The sequence below is a fragment of the Achromobacter sp. genome, from assembly GCF_036567245.1.
Classification (GTDB): Bacteria; Pseudomonadota; Gammaproteobacteria; order Burkholderiales; family Burkholderiaceae_B; genus Achromobacter.
Genome location: NZ_DATCUY010000121.1, coordinates 1 through 15,910, shown reverse-complemented (window position 1 = coordinate 15,910; position 15,910 = coordinate 1). Strand labels below are relative to the sequence as shown.

The window sequence follows — 15,910 nt, the reverse complement described above, 5'->3', positions numbered from 1 at the left end:
ACGCTGCTGGGCAGCGGCAGCCGCAGCACCGTCGCCGGAGCGGCGCTGGCCAATGCCGCGCTGTTCCACGGGCGGGCCCAGGAAGACACCTGCGGTGTGGCGCATTTCGGCGCCATCCTGCTGCCGATCCTGACCGCGTTGGTGGAGCAGGGCGAGGGCGCCATGGAGGACTTCTTGCCGGCGCTGGTGGCGGGCTACGAGGTCGGCGGCGCGCTGGAGTCGGCCTATTCGGCCCGGACGACTGCGGTGGGCCTGCGCGCTTCGCCGCTGTACGGCACGATCGCCGCCGCGGCCGCGGTTGCCCGGCTGTGGCGGCTGTCCGTGGATCGGACCGCCGCCGCCCTGTCCAACGCGGCCTCGTTCACGGGTGGCATCCTGCAGTCCTTCGGCGACGGCACCGATGAATGGCGCTATCAGGTCGGAATGGCCGGGCGCAACGGGCTGGCCGCGGCGGCGCTGGCGGCCCATGGTTCCGTATCCGCGGACGGAGCCTTCGAGGGGGCGTCCGGCTTCGCCCGGGCCTTCGTCAGGACGGAGTGCGACGTCGACGCCATTGCCGGCCGCTTGGGCAAGGACTGGTCACTGCTCAAGGTGACTTTCAAACCATACCCCGTCTGCGCGCTCAACCAGACGCCGGTGCGCGCCTGCCTGCGGCTGCGCGACCTGCTGGGTGCGCGCGCAGGCGCGCTCAAGGTCTTGCGCGTGTATCTGAACCCCACCGTCGTGGGCTATGCGGGCATGGACCAGGAGGGGCCGTTCCGAAGCATTTCGGGAACGCTGATGAGCACGCAGTTCTGCGTCGCCACGACCTTGCTGCATGGGACCCCGACCATTGCGCGCATGGCTGAATTCGATGATGCGGCCGTCGCGGGCCTGATCCCGCGGATCCGGCTGCACGCCGATGACTCACTCGGCCTGCTGGCCTGCCGTATCGAGGCGGAGCTGGAGGGCGGGGGCGAACCGCTGGCGGTGCGGATGGACACGGATCACACGGAATACAGCTATGACCGGACGCGGGTGTCGGCGCTGATCCGCGGCATTGGCGAGGAAACCGACGTGGCGCAGCGCGCCTATGACCATATCGAACGATTCGCGGCTGCGCTGCCGGATGCGGACCTGGACGATGTCCTCGCCGCTTTCAAAGAGATCCAGACGGCCCGCTGAGAGGCCGGCGGATGGCGCTCCGCGACCTCGGAGCGCGTCACTACAACGTGCAAGAACCTAGGAGGAGACAACATGTCCTGGTACAGGAAATCCACGCCTGCTTGGCTGGCGGTCGCAGTGGCGGCATTGGTTTCGGGAACCGCGTTGGCGGCCGATACGGTCAAGATCGGCATGACGTCGGCCCTGACCGGCCCCTATAGCGAATTCGGCGAGGGCAACCGCCGCGCCGTCGAGCTTGCGGTCGAGCAATGGAACGCCAAGGGCGGCATCAACGGCAAGAAAATCGAGATCGCGATGCTGCTGGACGATCAGTTGAATCCGGACCGCGCGGTGCAGAACATGCGCGCCATCCTGGACAACAAGGAGATCGTCGGCATCATCGGCCCGGCGGGTAGCGGTCCGACGCTAGCCGTGATCGACATGGCCCAGGCCGACGGCCGGCCCTACATGAATCCGATCGCGCAGACGCCTGTCGTGACCTACGCGGGCGAGAAGACCGGGGAGAAGCCGCGGCCCAACGTGTTCTCGTTCGCGCTGCAGAACGACATCGAGGCCGTGGCGATGGGCGAATACCTGGCCAAGCGCTTCAAGCGCATCGGCATCGTGCATGAAAGCACCGCCTACGGCGTGACGGGCGTCGACTACCTGTCCGCCGCCATAGGCAAGAACGGTGGCGCCAAGCCTGTCGCGACCGATTCCTACAACCAGGGCGCTCAGGACATGACCGCGCAGGTTGCGCGCCTGAAGCGCGCCAACGTCGACGCGATCGCCGCCATCGGCCTGGGCAAGGACCTGGCCGTGCTGCGCCGGACCATGGCCAGGCTGAACGTGAACGTGCCGCTGGTGGCATCCAATGGCGCCTTGGGACAACCCTACCAGGAAGGCGCGGGTGAACTGACGCTGGGCACCTTGGGCACGATGATCGGCGCGTTTGGAAATCCCATGCGTCCGGCAGCGGCGGAGTTCGCCAAGGCCTATAAGGCGAAGTACGGCGCCGACCGCTGGTGGGGCAACGATCCCGAGAATCCGCAGCTGTTCATGGCGATCTCGGTGTCCAACGGCTACGACGCGGCGAACGTGCTGTTCGAAGGCATCAGGATGGCCAACTCGACCGACCCCAAGGCCATCATCGCGGCCATCGAATCGATCAAGGACTTCCAGGGCGTCAACACCACCTACAACTTCTCGAAGGAACGCCATCACGGCATCGAGACGGACGGCGTCAAGGTGTTCGAGTACGTCAAGAAGGACGACAAGGTCCGGCTGCAGCCGGTCGCCCAGTAATCGGCGCGGCGACTGTCCGGCGCGGTGACGCCGGACGGTCGCCCGCCTGCATGGATGAGGGTGATATGGATTTCTTTATCCAAATGATCGTGTCGGGACTGAGCGTCGGCGCTGCCTATGCGCTGATCGGTCTGGGCCTGAACCTGACGTTCTGGACCACGCGCGTGCTCAATTTCGGACAGGGTTCGGTGCTGATGGCCGGCGCGATGCTGACGGCCGTCATGGTCGGCGCCGGCGTCAACGTGTTCCTGGCCGTGGGCGTGTCGTTGCTGGCAACGGCCTTCATCCTGTGGGTGGTCGAGGTCGTCGGCGTGCGGCCTACGCGGCGCGTCGCCGGCAGCATGGGATGGGTGGTATCCACGCTTGGGATAGGCATATTCCTGCAGGGAGTGGCGAGCTGGCTGTTCGGCACCCAGGCCGTGGCGTTTCCGGACGTGCTCTTCCGTAGCACCGACACGGTGGAGTTCATGGGCGCCTATATCTCTCTCCAGTACATCGCCGTTTTCGTCATCAGTGTGATGATCGTCGGCCTGATGGAACTGTTCCTGCGCCATTCCATCTGGGGCTACGGCGTGCGCGCGGTTGCCCATGACCGCGACCTGGCGTCGCTGATGGGCATACCGGTCTACCGCGTGGTCGTCTTCTCCTTCCTCGTGAGCGGCGTGCTGGCGGGCATCGCCGGCATCCTGGTGTCGCAGGTATCGGGCACGGTGGATCCGAACTTCGGCCTGCATCTGTTGATCCTGGCGTTCGTTGCGGCCGTCATGGGCGGCATGGGCAGCGCGTTCGGCTCGCTGGTGGGCGGGTTGATCCTGGGCATCCTGGAAAAGCTGGTAGGCGGCTATGTCTCGCCCGCCGCGGCCGAGGTCGTGGCCTTCGTGCTCTTGATAGGCGTGTTGACGATCCGGCCGCAGGGCCTGTTCGGCAAGCGCGAAACGGTGAAGGTGTGAGGACGATGAAACAGCTAGGAAAAATCCTGTCGAACTCCTGGACGCTTGGTGCGTTGGCCGTGGCGCTGGCGGTAGGCGCCGGCCATGTCGCCACCGGCACGGTCCAGATGTGGAGCTTCGTCATCATCAATATCCTGCTTGCGCAGGGCATCAATCTGCTGACCGGCATCAGCGGGCAGATTTCGCTGGGCCACGCCGGATTCTTCGCCATTGGCGCCTATGCCAGCGCCATCGCGATGAAATCCTGGGGGGTGCCGTTCCCCGTGGCGCTGGTACTGGCCACCTTTGGCGCGGCGGCGGTCGGCTTGCTGCTGGCGGGCCCTGCGGGCCGAGTGCGCGAGTTCTATCTGGCGATGATGTCGCTGGGCTTCGGCCTGATCGTCTATGAACTGGCGCGCGAGTTGCGCGGCGTGACGGGAGGGGTGATGGGCATGCGCGGCATTCCGTCGTCGCAGATAGGAACCTTGCAGATCTTCGGTTGGAGCATCGACACCGTTGCGTACTTCCGCATCCTGCTGGTGGTGTTGCTGGTTGTCATGCTGATGTTGCGCAACTTCGTCAAAAGCCATTTCGGCAGGGCGTTCTACGCCGTGCACGTCAGCGAAATCGCCGCCGGTTCACTCGGCATCTCCCAGGCCGCCGTCAAACGTGCCGCCTATGCCATCAGCGGCGGGCTCGCGGGCCTGGCAGGGGGCTTCTATGCGCACATGATCGGCTATCTGACGCCGGAGAGCTTCGGCCTGATGCGCTCCATCGAGATCCTGGTGATGTCCATCGTGGGCGGCCTGGGTTCGCTCGCGGGACAGGTATACGGCGCGGTGCTGTTCACCTACCTGCCGCAGAAGCTGCAGGCTTTCAATGACTACCAGTACATCGTCTATGGCTTGATTCTGGTGTTCATCTTCTCCCTGTTGCCCAAGGGCCTGGCCGGCTTGCTGCGCACGCAGACGCGCTACAGCAAGTTCGACCAATTGCGCCCCGCAGCGGACAGCACGGCCGAGCCGCCAATGTCGCGGCGGCAGCCCGCGGCTGGCATTGGTGGAGGACAAGCGTTGGTGCGTGTCGAAGGCGTGGTCATGGAGTTTTCAGGCCTGCGCGCGCTGGCAGGAGTCTCGCTCGAGCTCAGCGCCGGCAGCATCACCGCGCTGGTCGGCCCCAATGGCTCGGGCAAGAGCACGCTGGTCAACGTCATCAGCGGCATCTATGCGCCGACTTCGGGGCGCATTCTGTACAAAGGCCAGGACATCGCCGGCTGGCCCTCCCACAGGGTGGCGCAGGCTGGCATCACCCGAACCTTCCAGGATCCGCGCAACGTGCCCAGCTTCACCGTGCGCGAGAACATCTTGATGGGTGCCCATCGCCGCTATCGGCACGGCGCCCTTGCCGCAGCGTTCAATACGCCTGGTGCGAGGCGCGAGGAAGGCGCCCTGCTGCGCCAGGTCGAAGCCTTGATGCAGGCGGCCGGGTTGGCCGGGCATTCGGACGCCATCATGAGCGAATTGCCCTACGGCATACAGCGTCTGGCCGAGGTTGCCCGCGCTCTGGCGAGCGATCCGGAGCTGCTGCTGCTGGACGAACCGGCCGCCGGCCTGTCCGAAGTGGAGTCCGAACACCTGGTCAGGCTGGTCCGCCTGGCGCGTGACCATGGCGTGGCCATCATGATCATTGATCACCACATGGATTTCCTGGCCGAACTGGTCGAGGAAGTGGTGGTGTTCGAAGCCGGCGAGGAAATCTACCGGGGTGACATGGACGGCATGCGCGCCGACCCGGCCGTGATCCAGGCCTATCTTGGCGTTGAGGAGCCGGCCCATGCTTGAAGTCCGCAACCTGCAGGTAAGTTACGGCGCGATCGATGCCGTGCGTGGTGTCAGCCTGACGGCGCGCCCTGACGGCATCACGGCTCTGATAGGCGCGAACGGCGCTGGCAAATCGTCGCTGATGCGAGCGATATCAGGAGTGACGCCGATCAAGGGCGGGCAGATTCTGCTGGATGGCGAGGACATATCTCGCCTGCCTCCGCACGAGCGCGCGCGGCGGGGGCTGGCGCATGCCATGGAGGGGCGGCGCATCTTCCATCAACACACGGTAGAGGAAAACCTGATTACGGCTTGGCACTTTCGCAAACCCAAGGGCAATTTCAAGGCAGCGCTGGAGCAGGTGTACGGCAATTTTCCGGTTTTGGCGCAACGCCGGGCAGCGAAGGCGGGGACCCTGAGCGGCGGCCAGCAGCAGATGCTGATCCTGTCGATGGCCACGTTGCATGAGCCGCGCTGCGTGCTGCTGGACGAGCCGTCCCTGGGGCTGGCTCCCATCGTCGTGGCGCAGATATTCGACTTCATCAAACAGTATTGCGCGCAGGGCGGCCGTGTGGTTTTGCTCAGCGAGCAGATGGCCAGCCTGGCGCTCAGAGTGGCCGATTTCGGCTACGTGCTCAAGCACGGTACGACGGTCTTCGAGGGCACACGCGAAGTGCTGACGGGCGGCGCGGGGGCGGCGCTGTCCAGCGCCTATCTGGGCGCAGGCAGAACGGAATAGGCAGACATGCAGACCGAAAACAAGGACAGGCCGCCCGTGGGCGAAATCATCGATACCGAACTGCTGGTACTGGGCGGCGGGCCGGGCGGTTATACGGCGGCCTTCCGCGCCGCCGATCTGGGGCTGTCGGTGACGCTGGTCGAGGAACGGCCGGCCCTCGGAGGCGTATGCCTGAACGTGGGTTGCATCCCTTCCAAGGCCCTGCTGCACGCAGCCCGCGCCCTGGAAGAGACGCGAGGCCTGCACGAGCTGGGCATCGAGTTCGGCGAGCCGCGCATCCGCCTCGACAAGTTGCGGCGGTGGAAGGAGACGTTGGTCGCCAAACTGAACGGCGGACTGGCGGGCCTGGCAAAACGGCGCAAGGTTCGCGTCGTGCATGGCCTGGGGCAGTTCACTGGGCCCAATACCCTGGAGGTCGCCGGCGGCCAAACCGTGCGCTTCAAACAGGCCATCATTGCCGTGGGCTCGCATCCCGTGCGCCTGGCGGGCTTGCCGGACGATCCTCGCATCATGGATTCCAGTGATGCCCTGGCGCTTGAGCGTGTGCCCCAGCGCCTGCTTGTGGTGGGTGGCGGCATCATCGGCATGGAACTGGCCACGGTGTACGCGGCGCTTGGCACGAGGGTGACGGTGGTGGAGCTGACCGACGGCCTCCTGCCGGGATGCGACCGCGATCTGGTGAAGCCCCTGGAGCAGCGGGTGGCGAGCCGATACGAGGCCATTCTGACTGGCACGCGGGTGGTCTCGGCCAGCGCGCGGGAGGACGGGGTGCACGTCGTGTTCAGCGGGCCGCATGGCGTCGGACCCCAGGTGTATGATGCCGTCTTGGTCGCGGTCGGCCGCCGGCCCAACGGGGCCCGGATCGGAGCAGACCGCGCCGGAGTCCACGTGGACGAACGCGGTTTCATTGCGGTGGATGAACGCCAGCGCACCAATGTCCCCCATATTCTTGCCATAGGCGATGTCGTCGGCGAACCGATGCTGGCGCACAAGGCGGCCTACGAGGGCAAGGTGGCGGCCGAGATAGCGGCGGGCAAGAAGGCAGGCAACGATGCCAAGGTAATTCCGGCAGTCGCCTACACGGATCCGGAAGTGGCGTGGGTGGGCTTGACCGAGACCGCCGCGCGCCGGGACGGCGTGGCGTTCGAGTCGGCCAGCTTCCCCTGGGCCGCCAGCGGCCGCGCGCTGAGCCTGGGACGCGGCGAGGGACTGACCAAGATCCTGGTCGAGCCACGGACCCGCGCCTTGCTGGGGGTGGGCATGGTGGGTCCGCAGGCGGGCGACCTGATCTCTGAAGCGGCGCTGGCCATCGAGATGGGCGCGGAGCCCGGTGACATCGCGCTTACCATACACCCGCACCCGACCTTGTCGGAGACGCTGGCGTTTGCCGCGGAGGCCTATGAGGGGACGCTCACCGAGTTGTTCCTCTCTGGGAAAAAAAGTTAAATATGCGGCCGGTCCACGCAATTCACCGGGAGGGTTTGATCAGTGGCAACATGGAATAATTCGGTGCCGACGCACAAGGCGATGCACCAATTGAAGCGTGAAGCGCTGCTGCGCCAGGCGATTGCCGCCTTCAACCAGAAAGGGTTCCACGCCACCTCGCTGGGAGACATCGCCACCAGCCTGGGCGTCACCAAGGCTGCGCTCTATCACTATTTTCCGAACAAGCATGCCCTGCTGTACGAGGCCTTTGCCGAAGCGCTGCGCGTGGGTTTCGAAGCGATTGAAGAGGCGGAACGCCATGGTGGCACCGGCCTGGAGAAGCTGCAGCTCGCGCTGCGCGAGTATTTGCAGGTAACGCTCAGCGAAATGAGCCGCTGCGTGATCATCACCGAAGAACACGCGCTGGAGCCGGACGACCGCGCCGAGATCGTCAAGCAGCGGGACCGCTTCGAAGCCAAGCTGCGCGGCTTCGTGCGTGAGGGCATGGAGGACGGCAGCATCATCCAGTGCGACCCGAAGCTGGCCATATTCTCCATTTTCGGCGCCGTGAACTGGGTGCCGAAGTGGTATTCGGACGCGGGTGAATGGAACAACAAACAGTTGGCAAAGGGCATGTCCGAGCTGCTGTGCCGCTCCATCGCCAGCAAGCCACCCGAGGCGTTTGCGCCCGACATCGGCAAGATGCAGGTGGAATAGACACGCCGCGGCGCGCAAATTTAAGTTCTAATCTCGGCCTAACCAGCAGACGCAAACACGCCGGCCGCCCAGCCGCGGCCCGCCAGACCGGGGAAGACAGAATGAGAACATCCTTGCTTTTCGTAGCCGCCATCGTGACGGGCTGCGCCAGCAGTTCCGGCGACCTGCTGACCGAGTCGAAGGTGGCAGCGATCAAGCTCAACGTCACGACCTACGACGAGATGGTGCGCGACTACGGCCCGCCCCGTTCCCAGAGCGTTAACCGGGATGGATTGACCACGGCCACCTGGTTCTATTTCAACAACAGCGCCTACGGCGCGATGGACAACCAGCAGACGCTGACGGTGATTTTCAACAAGGACCGCACGGTGAAGGACTACGTGAACGCGTCGGCCGGGTCGGGCAAGAACCGGTAAACCGGCAGGGGCTGCGGCCCGGGCGGTCAGAGCACCAGCTTCAGCCCGATGGCGAACATGGCCGCGGCGACGCAGCCATCCAACACCCGCCAGGCATTGGGATTGGCGAAGATGGGCCGCAACAGGCGCGCCCCATAGCCCAGGGCAAAGAAGAAAGCGAACGAGGCCGAAATCGCGCCCAGCGCGAAGGCGGTCTTGTGGCCGTCGTATTGGCTGGATACCGATCCCAGCAGGACCACCGTGTCCAGGTACACGTGGGGATTGAGCCAGGTCAGGGCCAGGCAGGTCGCCAGCGCGGCGGCGCGTCCCGCGGTCTGGGTGGACGACGGCGTCAGGCTGTCATGGCGGGCGCGCAGCGCCGACCTCAGGCTGCGCGCGGCGTAGGCGAACAGGAACAGGGCGCCGCCATAGCGCAGGGCGGGTTCCAGCCAGGGCAGCGCGCCGACCGCCAGGCCGAAACCGGCCACGCCGGCGCTGATCAGGATGGCGTCCGACAGGGCGCAGGCCAGGCAGACGGCAAAGACATGTTCCTGGCGCAGTCCCTGGCGCAGGACGAAGGCGTTCTGCGCGCCGATCGCCATGATGAGGCTCAGGCCGAGCAGGAATCCGGGAATGTAGGCGGTGGTCATCGATACCCTTCAGGGAAGGGCGACAGACTAGCCTTTGCCAAATGATTAGGAAAACTAATTTTCCTAATCATTATTCAGTTTTACTAATTTTCGCGGTGCATCCCGCGGGTCGAGAGGAGCCGGCGATGGCGGCACGGGACCGGAGTGGTCCGATGCCGCCCGAAGCGTTGCGGTGAACTCAGCTGCCGCCCTGATCGGCGGCGCGCAGGATGCCGTACAGCTTGTCCTTCAGGTGCAGTTTCTCCTTCTTGAGCACTTCGACCTCGTTGCCCGACGCCGGCTGGATGCCGGCCTCCATGTTCTTGATTTCCTGGTCCAGGTCGTTGTGACGCTGGAACAGCGCGGAGAAATGCGCGTTTTCGGATTTCAGTTGGGTAATGAGGTGACGGTATTCAGGGAACATAGGGGCCTCTTTAAAGAACCGGTTGATGGGCACTGCGGGGAACCGGGGAACCTGATGATCCATAAAGCTTTCGATTCCATGACACGCCAAGCCCGCGTCGTTGTCAACCGCCCGGGCGGCCGCGGCCAACCGGCGGATTGATGCCGCGCAAGCCCGGCCGGCACTGATTCTGTCGCGGCTGATCACCTTTGCTTACATGCGGATCCGTCCCCGGCGATACACTCGCTTCCCCGTGGTCTGCCATAAATTTGAAATGAATCAGCGCGCGTCCATCCTTCGCCAAGTCTTCGATCTTTTCAAGCAGGACGGGAGGATCCACCCGGGAACGGGCATGATGAGCGGCGTGATTGCGCTGTTCCTGGCGATCCTGGCGGTGCTGGGCGTCCTGGCGTTCCACTTTCCCGCTTACCTGACCACGCCGGAGCTGCGCAGCTTCTACAACGTGGACGTGATGCGCGGCCTGCTGTTCGGGGCGCTGCTGGTGTCGGGCACGATCGCGCTGGCCAACACGGTGCTTGGCCGTCAGCGCTGGCTGAACATCGCGGCCTTCGTGCTGGTTTGCGGGGCGGTTGCCGCGGGCGGCAGCAACGTCGTGGTGACGTCGTCCAATACCGGTAATCACCCCTATCTGGGGCTGGACTGGTTCATCCTGGACCTGCTTGCTTCCAGCACCGTGTTCATCATTTTCGAGAAGCTGTTCCCGCTGTACCCGGGCCAGCCGGTGTTCCGCGGCGAGTGGCAGGTGGACATGAAGCACTTCCTGTTCAACCACCTGTCGGTGGGGGCGGTGCTGTTGTGCATCAACTTTTTCGTGCACCGGCTTTTTTCCTGGGCCGCCTACGAGCCCTTGCAGCAGGCGATCGTGTCGCTGCCCTATCTGGCGGAGCTGTTCCTGGCCGTGCTGGTGGCGGATCTGGTGCAGTACGCGGCGCATCGCGCGTATCACGAGGTGCCGTTCCTGTGGCGCATCCACGCGGTGCATCACAGCACCCGCACGCTGGACTGGCTGGCCGGTTCGCGCCTGCATATCGTCGAATTGCTGATCACCCGGGTCGCCGTGCTGGGCGTGCTGTTCGCGCTGGGCTTTTCCAAGCCGGTGCTGGACGCCTACATCATCATCGTCGGCTTCCAGGCGGTGCTGATCCATTCCAATGTCAGGCTGCCCTGGGGCTGGCTGCGTTACATCATCGTGACGCCGGACTCGCATCACTGGCACCACTCGTCGGATACCGAGGCGATCGACCGCAACTATGCCGCGCACTTCTCGTTCATCGACTATGCATTTGGCACGGCGGTGCGAGGCGTGAGCAAGCGCCTGCCCGAGAACTACGGCATCCTGGACAACGACATGCCAGGCACCTTCCTGGCGCAGCAGGCCTATCCGTTCGCCCGCAAGAAATGAAACGGCGGCGCGCCCGATGCGCGCCGCCGCGGAAGCTGCCGCAAGCCGGCTCAGCGCCTGGGCGCGGCCGGCGGGGGCATTACTTGCTGCCCTTGACGGTGGAGTAGGCCGCCATCAGGTTGCGGTAGTCGGGGATGTGGTTGGAGAACAGCGTCCCCAGGCCTTCGATGTCGTTGCGCCAGTCGCGGTGCAGCTCGCAAGCCACGCCGAACCAGCTCAGCAGTTGCGCGCCGGCCTGCTCCATGCGGCTCCAGGCGGCGTTGCGGGTCACTTCATTGAAGGTGCCGGACGCGTCGGTGACGACGAACACGTCGAAGCCTTCTTCCAGGGCCGACAGCGCCGGAAACGCCACGCAGACTTCGGTGACGACGCCGGCGATGATCAACTGCTTCTTGCCGGTGGCCTTGACGGCCTTGACGAAGTCTTCGTTGTCCCAGGCGTTGATGTTGCCGGGACGGGCGATATAGGGCGCCTTGGGGAATTTGTCCTTCAGTTCCTGCACCAGCGGGCCGTTGGGGCCGTCTTCGAAGCTGGTGGTCAGGATGGTGGGCAGCTTGAAATATTCGGCCAGGTCGGCCAGCGCCAGGACGTTGTTCTTGAACTGGTCGGGCTGGAAGTCCCGGACCAGGGACAGCAGGCCCACCTGGTGGTCGACCAGCAGCACCGCGGCCTGGGTCTTGTCGAGTTTCACATAGGGCTTGGTCATTGCATACTCCATAAGGGAATTGCGCGCCTTGCGGCACGCGGGGGACTTCAGGGCCGGCTCAACGCTGGGAGTCGAGCTGCTCGCCCTTCTTGATGACTTCCTGGGCCCGGTTGTAGCTTTCGATCAGCAACTGGTAAGGCGGGAAGATCTTTGTATAGACCTCGGCCCACTTGGCGGCGTCTTCGCGGTTCCAGGTCTTTTGCAGTTCCGCGGCGACGGCGCCCGTGTCCATGGGCACGACGCCGGCCTGCACCACGCGCGCCAGGGTGATTTCCTGGGCCATCTTGCTGTAGGTGCCAGAGGCGTCGACCACCACGAAGACTTTGTAGCCTTCGGCCACCGCGCTGATGGCGGGGAAGGCCATGCACACGCTGGTAATGGTGCCGGCAATGATCAGGGTCTTGCGGCCGGTCGCCTTGACCGCCGCGACGAACTCGGGATTGTCCCAGGCATTGATTTCACCTTTGCGCGCGACATATTTCGCATGCGGGGCGTTCTCGTGGATTTCCGGAATCAGGGGGCCATTGGGGCCTTGCGGCACGGAAGCAGTGGTGATGACAGGCAGCTTTGCCAGGGTGGCCATGGAGGCCAGCGCGCCGGCCAGCGAGCGCAGCTCGGTCATCGGCATGTCGGCAACCGTCTGGAACAGACCGCTCTGATGATCGATCAGCAGCATGGCGGCATCGTTGGGATCGATGACGGGGCGCTGGCCGTTGAAGTTGGCGGGGACGCTCATGGTGTGCTCCAGGTGAGGTGGGGCTAACCATGCTAGGAGCATCGCGGGCCGCTGGGTAGGCGGGGAAAATGGGTTTCTGCGTCCCACTCGTCGAACGCTGGCCCAGCCCTGGAGCTACTTCAAGGTGGGCAGCTTGTGGCGCAGCTGCGTGTCGTGTTCACGCTTGGCCACTTCCTGGTATTCCGAACTGAGGAAGTCCAGCAGTTCCCGCACGCCGGGCAGCAGGCCGCGGCGCGACGGGAAGATGGCGTGCACGCTGCCGGCCTCCGGCTGCCAGGGAGCGCCTACGTCCACCAGGGTGCCCGCGTCCAGTTCGTCGCGGATCATCAGCAGGGGCAGGGCGACCACGCCCACGCCGCGCAAGGCGGCCTGTTTCAGGGCCAGCATGTCGTCCGTCACCAGGCGCGGCGTGAACGGCACGACGATGCGCGCGCCGTCCGGCCCGTCCAGCCGCCAATGGGATTCGCGCTGTTCGGTGCCCAGCGCCAGCGTGGGCAATTCGCTCAGGGCGTGGGGATCCGCGGGCAGCGCGATGCTGCGCGCCAGCGCCGGACTGGCCACCAGGCACTGGCAGCTCATGCCCAGGGGCTTCATGATGAGGTCGCTGCTTTCGATGGGCCCGAAGCGCACGCGCACGGCGATGTCGAAGCCCTCGCGCAGCACGTCCACCGGCCGGCTGAAGCTCTTCAAAAACACGTGGACCTTGGGGCAGCGGACCATGAAGCGGGCCACCAGATCGCCCAGGAAGTAGTAGATCAGCGCGGGCGGGGCGCTCAGGCGTATCGTGCCTTGCGGCTCGGCCCGGGTGCGGTCGATGACTTCCTGGGCCGCTTCCGCGCCCGCCAGCATCGACAGGCATTGCTCGTAATATTCCTGACCCAATTCGGTCACGGCGAAGCTGCGCGTGGAACGCTGGATGAGCCGCACGCCCAGCCGGTCTTCCAGCAACGCAATGCGCCGGCTGAGGCGGGACTTGGGTATGCCGAGCGCCCGCCCCGCAGGTGCGAACCCGCCGTTCTTGACGACCTGGACGAAGTAATAAAGGTCATTCAAGTCGTGCATCGCGCTTCCCCCAACTGTTCTGAAAATAGGACGTCAGAGGGGGAGCATATAACGGCAGCGGTATTGCGCGGGCAGGTTTTCTTTTACATTTGAGCCTACCCTCAGGAGCCACCATGCCAGCTTCCGACCCCGCGGCGCTCGCGCGCGAAATCAAGGCGGCGCAGGATCATGCCGCTTACCTCGCGCCGCCCACGGCCAGGCGGCCGCGCTTCGATCTGGACGCCGCCTACGACGTGGCGGCAAGGATCCACCAGGCGCGGCTGGCGGAAGGCGCGCTGCTCGTCGGCCGCAAGATCGGGTTCACCAATGCCGCGATGTGGGCGGCGCTGGGCGTGGACTTTCCGGTATGGGGGCGCGTCTATGAGCACAGCGCGATCTACGACGACAGCGGTGAGGTCCATTGCCGCCTGGACCGCTATGTCGAGCCGCGCATCGAGCCGGAGATCGTGCTGCACTTTCATGCCACGCCGCCGCAGACGCGGGATCCGGCCGCGATCCTGGAGTGCGTGGACTGGATTGCCCACGGCTTTGAGCTGGTGCAATCACACTATCCCGCCTGGCAATTCCAGGCCGCCGACACCGTGGCGGACAACGCCTTGCATGGCGCGCTGTTCGTCGGGCCGCTCATGGAGCCGGTCGAGCTCGGGCCGGGGCTGATCGAACGCTTGGCGGACTTCCGGGTGGACCTGTCCTGCAACGGCGTCCTCCGCGAAACCGGGTCCGGCGCCAATGTGCTGGGCAGTCCCCTGGCGGCGCTGGCCCATCTGCTGGCGGTGGTGGCGGAACGGCCGGCCGACGAGGCGATCCAGGCGGGCGAACTGGTCACGACCGGCACGCTGACCAAGGCCTGGCCGGTGCATCCGGGCGAAACATGGAGCACCACGCTGGACGGTATAGGCCTGCCGGGGCTGCGTATCGTGTTCGACGAGTGACTGCGCGCCGGCACTGCCAGCCGGCCAGCAAACCTAGGCGCTGGCGCGCTGGTTGAGCGTCAGCGGGAACACTTCCTGGCGCGCTCCAGGCGCGCCGCCATTCAGGCGCTGCAGCAGCAGTTCCCCGGCGCGCGCGCCAAGCTTTCGACTGTCCACCCCTATGGTGGTCAGGCCCGGCTCGATTTCGCTGGCGATGTCGGTATCGCCGAAGCCCAGGATGGCGACGTCGCGCGGAATGGCGAGCTTGCGGTCGCGCGCCTCGAACAGCGCGCCCACCGCCAGCAGGTCGTTGGCGCAGAACACGGCGTCGAAGGCCTGGCCCATGGCGAGCAGGCGGGTGAAGGCCGCGCGTCCGTCGGCGATGGTCTGCGCATTGTCCACGGCCAGTTCGGCTACCACCTGCAGGCCCAGCTCGGTGGCGGCGGCATTGAAGCCCTGGCGGCGCAAGTCGCCACGGCCGCCCTGGCGGGCCACGAAGGCGACGCGCCGGTGGCCGCGTGCAGCCAGATGGCGCGCGGCCATGACGCCGCCGTCGTAGTTGGAAAAGCCCACCAGCATGTCGATGGGATCGCGCGGATAGGCCCAGGTCTCCATGATGGGGATGCCCAGCTCGCGCAGCGACTGGCGGTTTTCCTCGAGTTCGATGACGCCGGTGAACAGCACCGCCGCGGGCCGCAGAGCGCGCAGCGACGCAATCATGCTGGTTTCCTTGGCGTAGGAATACGAGGTCTGTCCCACCATGAGCTGGTAGCCCTGCGGCTCCAGCACTTCGGCGCAGCCCTGAACGGCCAGCGCGAACTGCTGGCTGAGGATGTTGGAGACGAAGGCCGCCACCACGCTGGACTGCCCGGAGCGCAAGGCCCGCGCATGCGGATTCGAGGCATAGCCGGTCTGCGCCACCACCTGCAGGATGCGGTCGCGCTTTTCCTGCGCCACTTTCTCGGGTTGGCGCAAGGCCCGCGACACGGTGATGGGCGACACCCCGGCCAGCCTGGCCACTTCCTCGATGCGCGGCGGTTTCGCGGTGGGCACCGCGCGCGCGGGCGCGGCGGCGCCCTCGGGACGCACGCGCAGCACGTCGTCATAGGTGGGGGCGGAAGGAGGCGCGGGCCGGTGGGTCATGCGATTTCTTCTGATTGTTCCGGGGTCAGGCGGCAGCCGCCAGGATATCAGCCTGGCCGACCGGACGCGCGACCTGGATCAGGCTGTCGCCGGATTCGCAGTCGGTATGCAGGCGCCGGGAAATGACGATGCCCGACTGGCGGAAGCGCAGGGTTTCCTCTTCCGCGTCCAGCTGGTTGAGGTCGTGGTAGTAGCCTGCGACATCGCCTGCCTGGACGGTGGCGCCGATGTCGACCGCCGGCTCGAACCAGCCGCGGCGGGTGGCGAAGATGTTCTGCTCGTGGCTGTCCAGCTCCAGCAGCTGCATGGCGGGCGCGCCGGGCGCGTGCGGACCGAGCAGCGGCGCGTCGGTCACGCCCAGCTTCTGCAGCAGATTGTCGATGGCGCGCTGGGTGGCGGCCAGCGTGGCCGGGGTCAGCGTGCC

Annotated in this window: 16 protein-coding genes and 1 pseudogene; 10 read left to right on the top strand and 7 right to left on the bottom strand. The window is 65.6% G+C overall.

The genetic code is table 11. The annotated features are described in order from the left end of the window. The 8 genes from VIR09_RS05540 to VIR09_RS05505 all read left to right on the top strand — a co-directional run. A partial coding sequence (locus VIR09_RS05540) for an MmgE/PrpD family protein (RefSeq protein WP_332011963.1) occupies positions 1 to 1,164 on the top strand: 1,164 nt, incomplete at its 5' end. Positions 1,165 to 1,236: 72 nt separating this feature from the next. Further along, positions 1,237 to 2,448, top strand: coding sequence for an ABC transporter substrate-binding protein (locus VIR09_RS05535; RefSeq protein WP_207471977.1), 1,212 nt, complete (start codon positions 1,237 to 1,239; stop codon positions 2,446 to 2,448). A 65-nt stretch (positions 2,449 to 2,513) separates the two neighbouring features. Continuing rightward, positions 2,514 to 3,398 carry a branched-chain amino acid ABC transporter permease gene (locus VIR09_RS05530; protein ID WP_332011962.1) on the top strand — a complete coding sequence of 295 codons (885 nt, stop codon included), beginning with the start codon at positions 2,514 to 2,516 and terminating at the stop codon, positions 3,396 to 3,398. Positions 3,399 to 3,403: 5 nt separating this feature from the next. Then, positions 3,404 to 5,218, top strand: a complete 1,815-nt coding sequence (locus VIR09_RS05525; RefSeq protein WP_332011961.1) for a branched-chain amino acid ABC transporter ATP-binding protein/permease — start codon at positions 3,404 to 3,406, stop codon at positions 5,216 to 5,218. Then, on the top strand, positions 5,211 to 5,936 hold the full coding sequence (locus VIR09_RS05520) for an ABC transporter ATP-binding protein (protein ID WP_332011960.1): 726 nt from the start codon (positions 5,211 to 5,213) through the stop codon (positions 5,934 to 5,936). Before VIR09_RS05525 ends, VIR09_RS05520 begins: the two co-directional genes overlap by 8 nt. A 6-nt stretch (positions 5,937 to 5,942) precedes the next feature. Continuing rightward, positions 5,943 to 7,382, top strand: a complete 1,440-nt coding sequence (gene lpdA / locus VIR09_RS05515; RefSeq protein WP_414639392.1) for a dihydrolipoyl dehydrogenase — start codon at positions 5,943 to 5,945, stop codon at positions 7,380 to 7,382. Positions 7,383 to 7,424: 42 nt separating this feature from the next. Continuing rightward, positions 7,425 to 8,078: a TetR/AcrR family transcriptional regulator gene (locus tag VIR09_RS05510; RefSeq protein ID WP_332011959.1), complete on the top strand. Its 654-nt coding sequence runs from the start codon at positions 7,425 to 7,427 to the stop codon at positions 8,076 to 8,078. Positions 8,079 to 8,191: 113 nt separating this feature from the next. Continuing rightward, positions 8,192 to 8,494: a hypothetical protein gene (locus VIR09_RS05505; RefSeq protein WP_332011958.1), complete on the top strand. Its 303-nt coding sequence runs from the start codon at positions 8,192 to 8,194 to the stop codon at positions 8,492 to 8,494. A 26-nt stretch (positions 8,495 to 8,520) separates the two neighbouring features. On the opposite strand, the gene VIR09_RS05500 is transcribed toward VIR09_RS05505, so the two are convergent. Both VIR09_RS05500 and VIR09_RS05495 read right to left on the bottom strand, forming a co-directional pair. Next, positions 8,521 to 9,123, bottom strand: a complete 603-nt coding sequence (locus VIR09_RS05500; RefSeq protein ID WP_332011957.1) for a LysE/ArgO family amino acid transporter — start codon at positions 9,121 to 9,123, stop codon at positions 8,521 to 8,523. A gap of 178 nt (positions 9,124 to 9,301) precedes the next feature. After that, positions 9,302 to 9,526, bottom strand: a complete 225-nt coding sequence (locus VIR09_RS05495) for a YdcH family protein (RefSeq protein WP_013395499.1) — start codon at positions 9,524 to 9,526, stop codon at positions 9,302 to 9,304. A gap of 253 nt (positions 9,527 to 9,779) precedes the next feature. Between VIR09_RS05495 and VIR09_RS05490 the strand changes: the two genes are divergently transcribed. After that, positions 9,780 to 10,928 (top strand): sterol desaturase family protein, encoded by a 1,149-nt coding sequence (locus VIR09_RS05490; protein WP_013395498.1) that lies wholly within the window; start codon positions 9,780 to 9,782, stop codon positions 10,926 to 10,928. A 79-nt stretch (positions 10,929 to 11,007) separates the two neighbouring features. Here VIR09_RS05490 and ycaC read toward each other — a convergent pair whose 3' ends face one another. From ycaC to VIR09_RS05475, 3 genes are all read right to left on the bottom strand, one after another. Then, the gene (gene ycaC / locus VIR09_RS05485; protein WP_332011956.1) at positions 11,008 to 11,634 is read right to left on the bottom strand and encodes an isochorismate family cysteine hydrolase YcaC; all 627 of its coding nucleotides are present in this window, start codon (positions 11,632 to 11,634) and stop codon (positions 11,008 to 11,010) included. A 58-nt stretch (positions 11,635 to 11,692) separates the two neighbouring features. Continuing rightward, complete coding sequence (locus VIR09_RS05480; protein WP_013395496.1) at positions 11,693 to 12,370, bottom strand: hydrolase; 678 nt, start codon at positions 12,368 to 12,370, stop codon at positions 11,693 to 11,695. Between the two features lie 114 nt (positions 12,371 to 12,484). Continuing rightward, positions 12,485 to 13,432, bottom strand: coding sequence for a LysR substrate-binding domain-containing protein (locus VIR09_RS05475; protein WP_332011955.1), 948 nt, complete (start codon positions 13,430 to 13,432; stop codon positions 12,485 to 12,487). Between the two features lie 113 nt (positions 13,433 to 13,545). On the opposite strand from VIR09_RS05475, the gene VIR09_RS05470 reads away from it, so the two are divergent. Next, positions 13,546 to 14,364, top strand: a complete 819-nt coding sequence (locus VIR09_RS05470; protein ID WP_332011954.1) for a 2-keto-4-pentenoate hydratase — start codon at positions 13,546 to 13,548, stop codon at positions 14,362 to 14,364. A 33-nt stretch (positions 14,365 to 14,397) separates the two neighbouring features. Here VIR09_RS05470 and VIR09_RS05465 read toward each other — a convergent pair whose 3' ends face one another. Continuing rightward, positions 14,398 to 15,486 carry a LacI family DNA-binding transcriptional regulator gene (locus VIR09_RS05465; protein WP_332011953.1) on the bottom strand — a complete coding sequence of 363 codons (1,089 nt, stop codon included), beginning with the start codon at positions 15,484 to 15,486 and terminating at the stop codon, positions 14,398 to 14,400. A 25-nt stretch (positions 15,487 to 15,511) separates the two neighbouring features. Next, positions 15,512 to 15,910: pseudogene (locus VIR09_RS05460) on the bottom strand (succinylglutamate desuccinylase/aspartoacylase domain-containing protein); the annotation flags it as partial.

What these genes read in the sequence shown, in the direction of transcription:
- VIR09_RS05475 (WP_332011955.1), bottom strand. Translation starts at nt 13,432, where the DNA reads ATGCACGACTTGAATGACCTTTATTACTTCGTCCAGGTCGTCAAGAAC.
- VIR09_RS05535 (WP_207471977.1), top strand. Translation starts at nt 1,237, where the DNA reads ATGTCCTGGTACAGGAAATCCACGCCTGCTTGGCTGGCGGTCGCAGTG.
- VIR09_RS05530 (WP_332011962.1), top strand. Translation starts at nt 2,514, where the DNA reads ATGGATTTCTTTATCCAAATGATCGTGTCGGGACTGAGCGTCGGCGCT.
- VIR09_RS05470 (WP_332011954.1), top strand. Translation starts at nt 13,546, where the DNA reads ATGCCAGCTTCCGACCCCGCGGCGCTCGCGCGCGAAATCAAGGCGGCG.
- VIR09_RS05520 (WP_332011960.1), top strand. Translation starts at nt 5,211, where the DNA reads ATGCTTGAAGTCCGCAACCTGCAGGTAAGTTACGGCGCGATCGATGCC.
- VIR09_RS05490 (WP_013395498.1), top strand. Translation starts at nt 9,780, where the DNA reads ATGAATCAGCGCGCGTCCATCCTTCGCCAAGTCTTCGATCTTTTCAAG.
- VIR09_RS05500 (WP_332011957.1), bottom strand. Translation starts at nt 9,123, where the DNA reads ATGACCACCGCCTACATTCCCGGATTCCTGCTCGGCCTGAGCCTCATC.
- VIR09_RS05495 (WP_013395499.1), bottom strand. Translation starts at nt 9,526, where the DNA reads ATGTTCCCTGAATACCGTCACCTCATTACCCAACTGAAATCCGAAAAC.
- ycaC (WP_332011956.1), bottom strand. Translation starts at nt 11,634, where the DNA reads ATGACCAAGCCCTATGTGAAACTCGACAAGACCCAGGCCGCGGTGCTG.
- VIR09_RS05480 (WP_013395496.1), bottom strand. Translation starts at nt 12,370, where the DNA reads ATGAGCGTCCCCGCCAACTTCAACGGCCAGCGCCCCGTCATCGATCCC.
- VIR09_RS05525 (WP_332011961.1), top strand. Translation starts at nt 3,404, where the DNA reads ATGAAACAGCTAGGAAAAATCCTGTCGAACTCCTGGACGCTTGGTGCG.
- VIR09_RS05465 (WP_332011953.1), bottom strand. Translation starts at nt 15,486, where the DNA reads ATGACCCACCGGCCCGCGCCTCCTTCCGCCCCCACCTATGACGACGTG.
- lpdA (WP_414639392.1), top strand. Translation starts at nt 5,943, where the DNA reads ATGCAGACCGAAAACAAGGACAGGCCGCCCGTGGGCGAAATCATCGAT.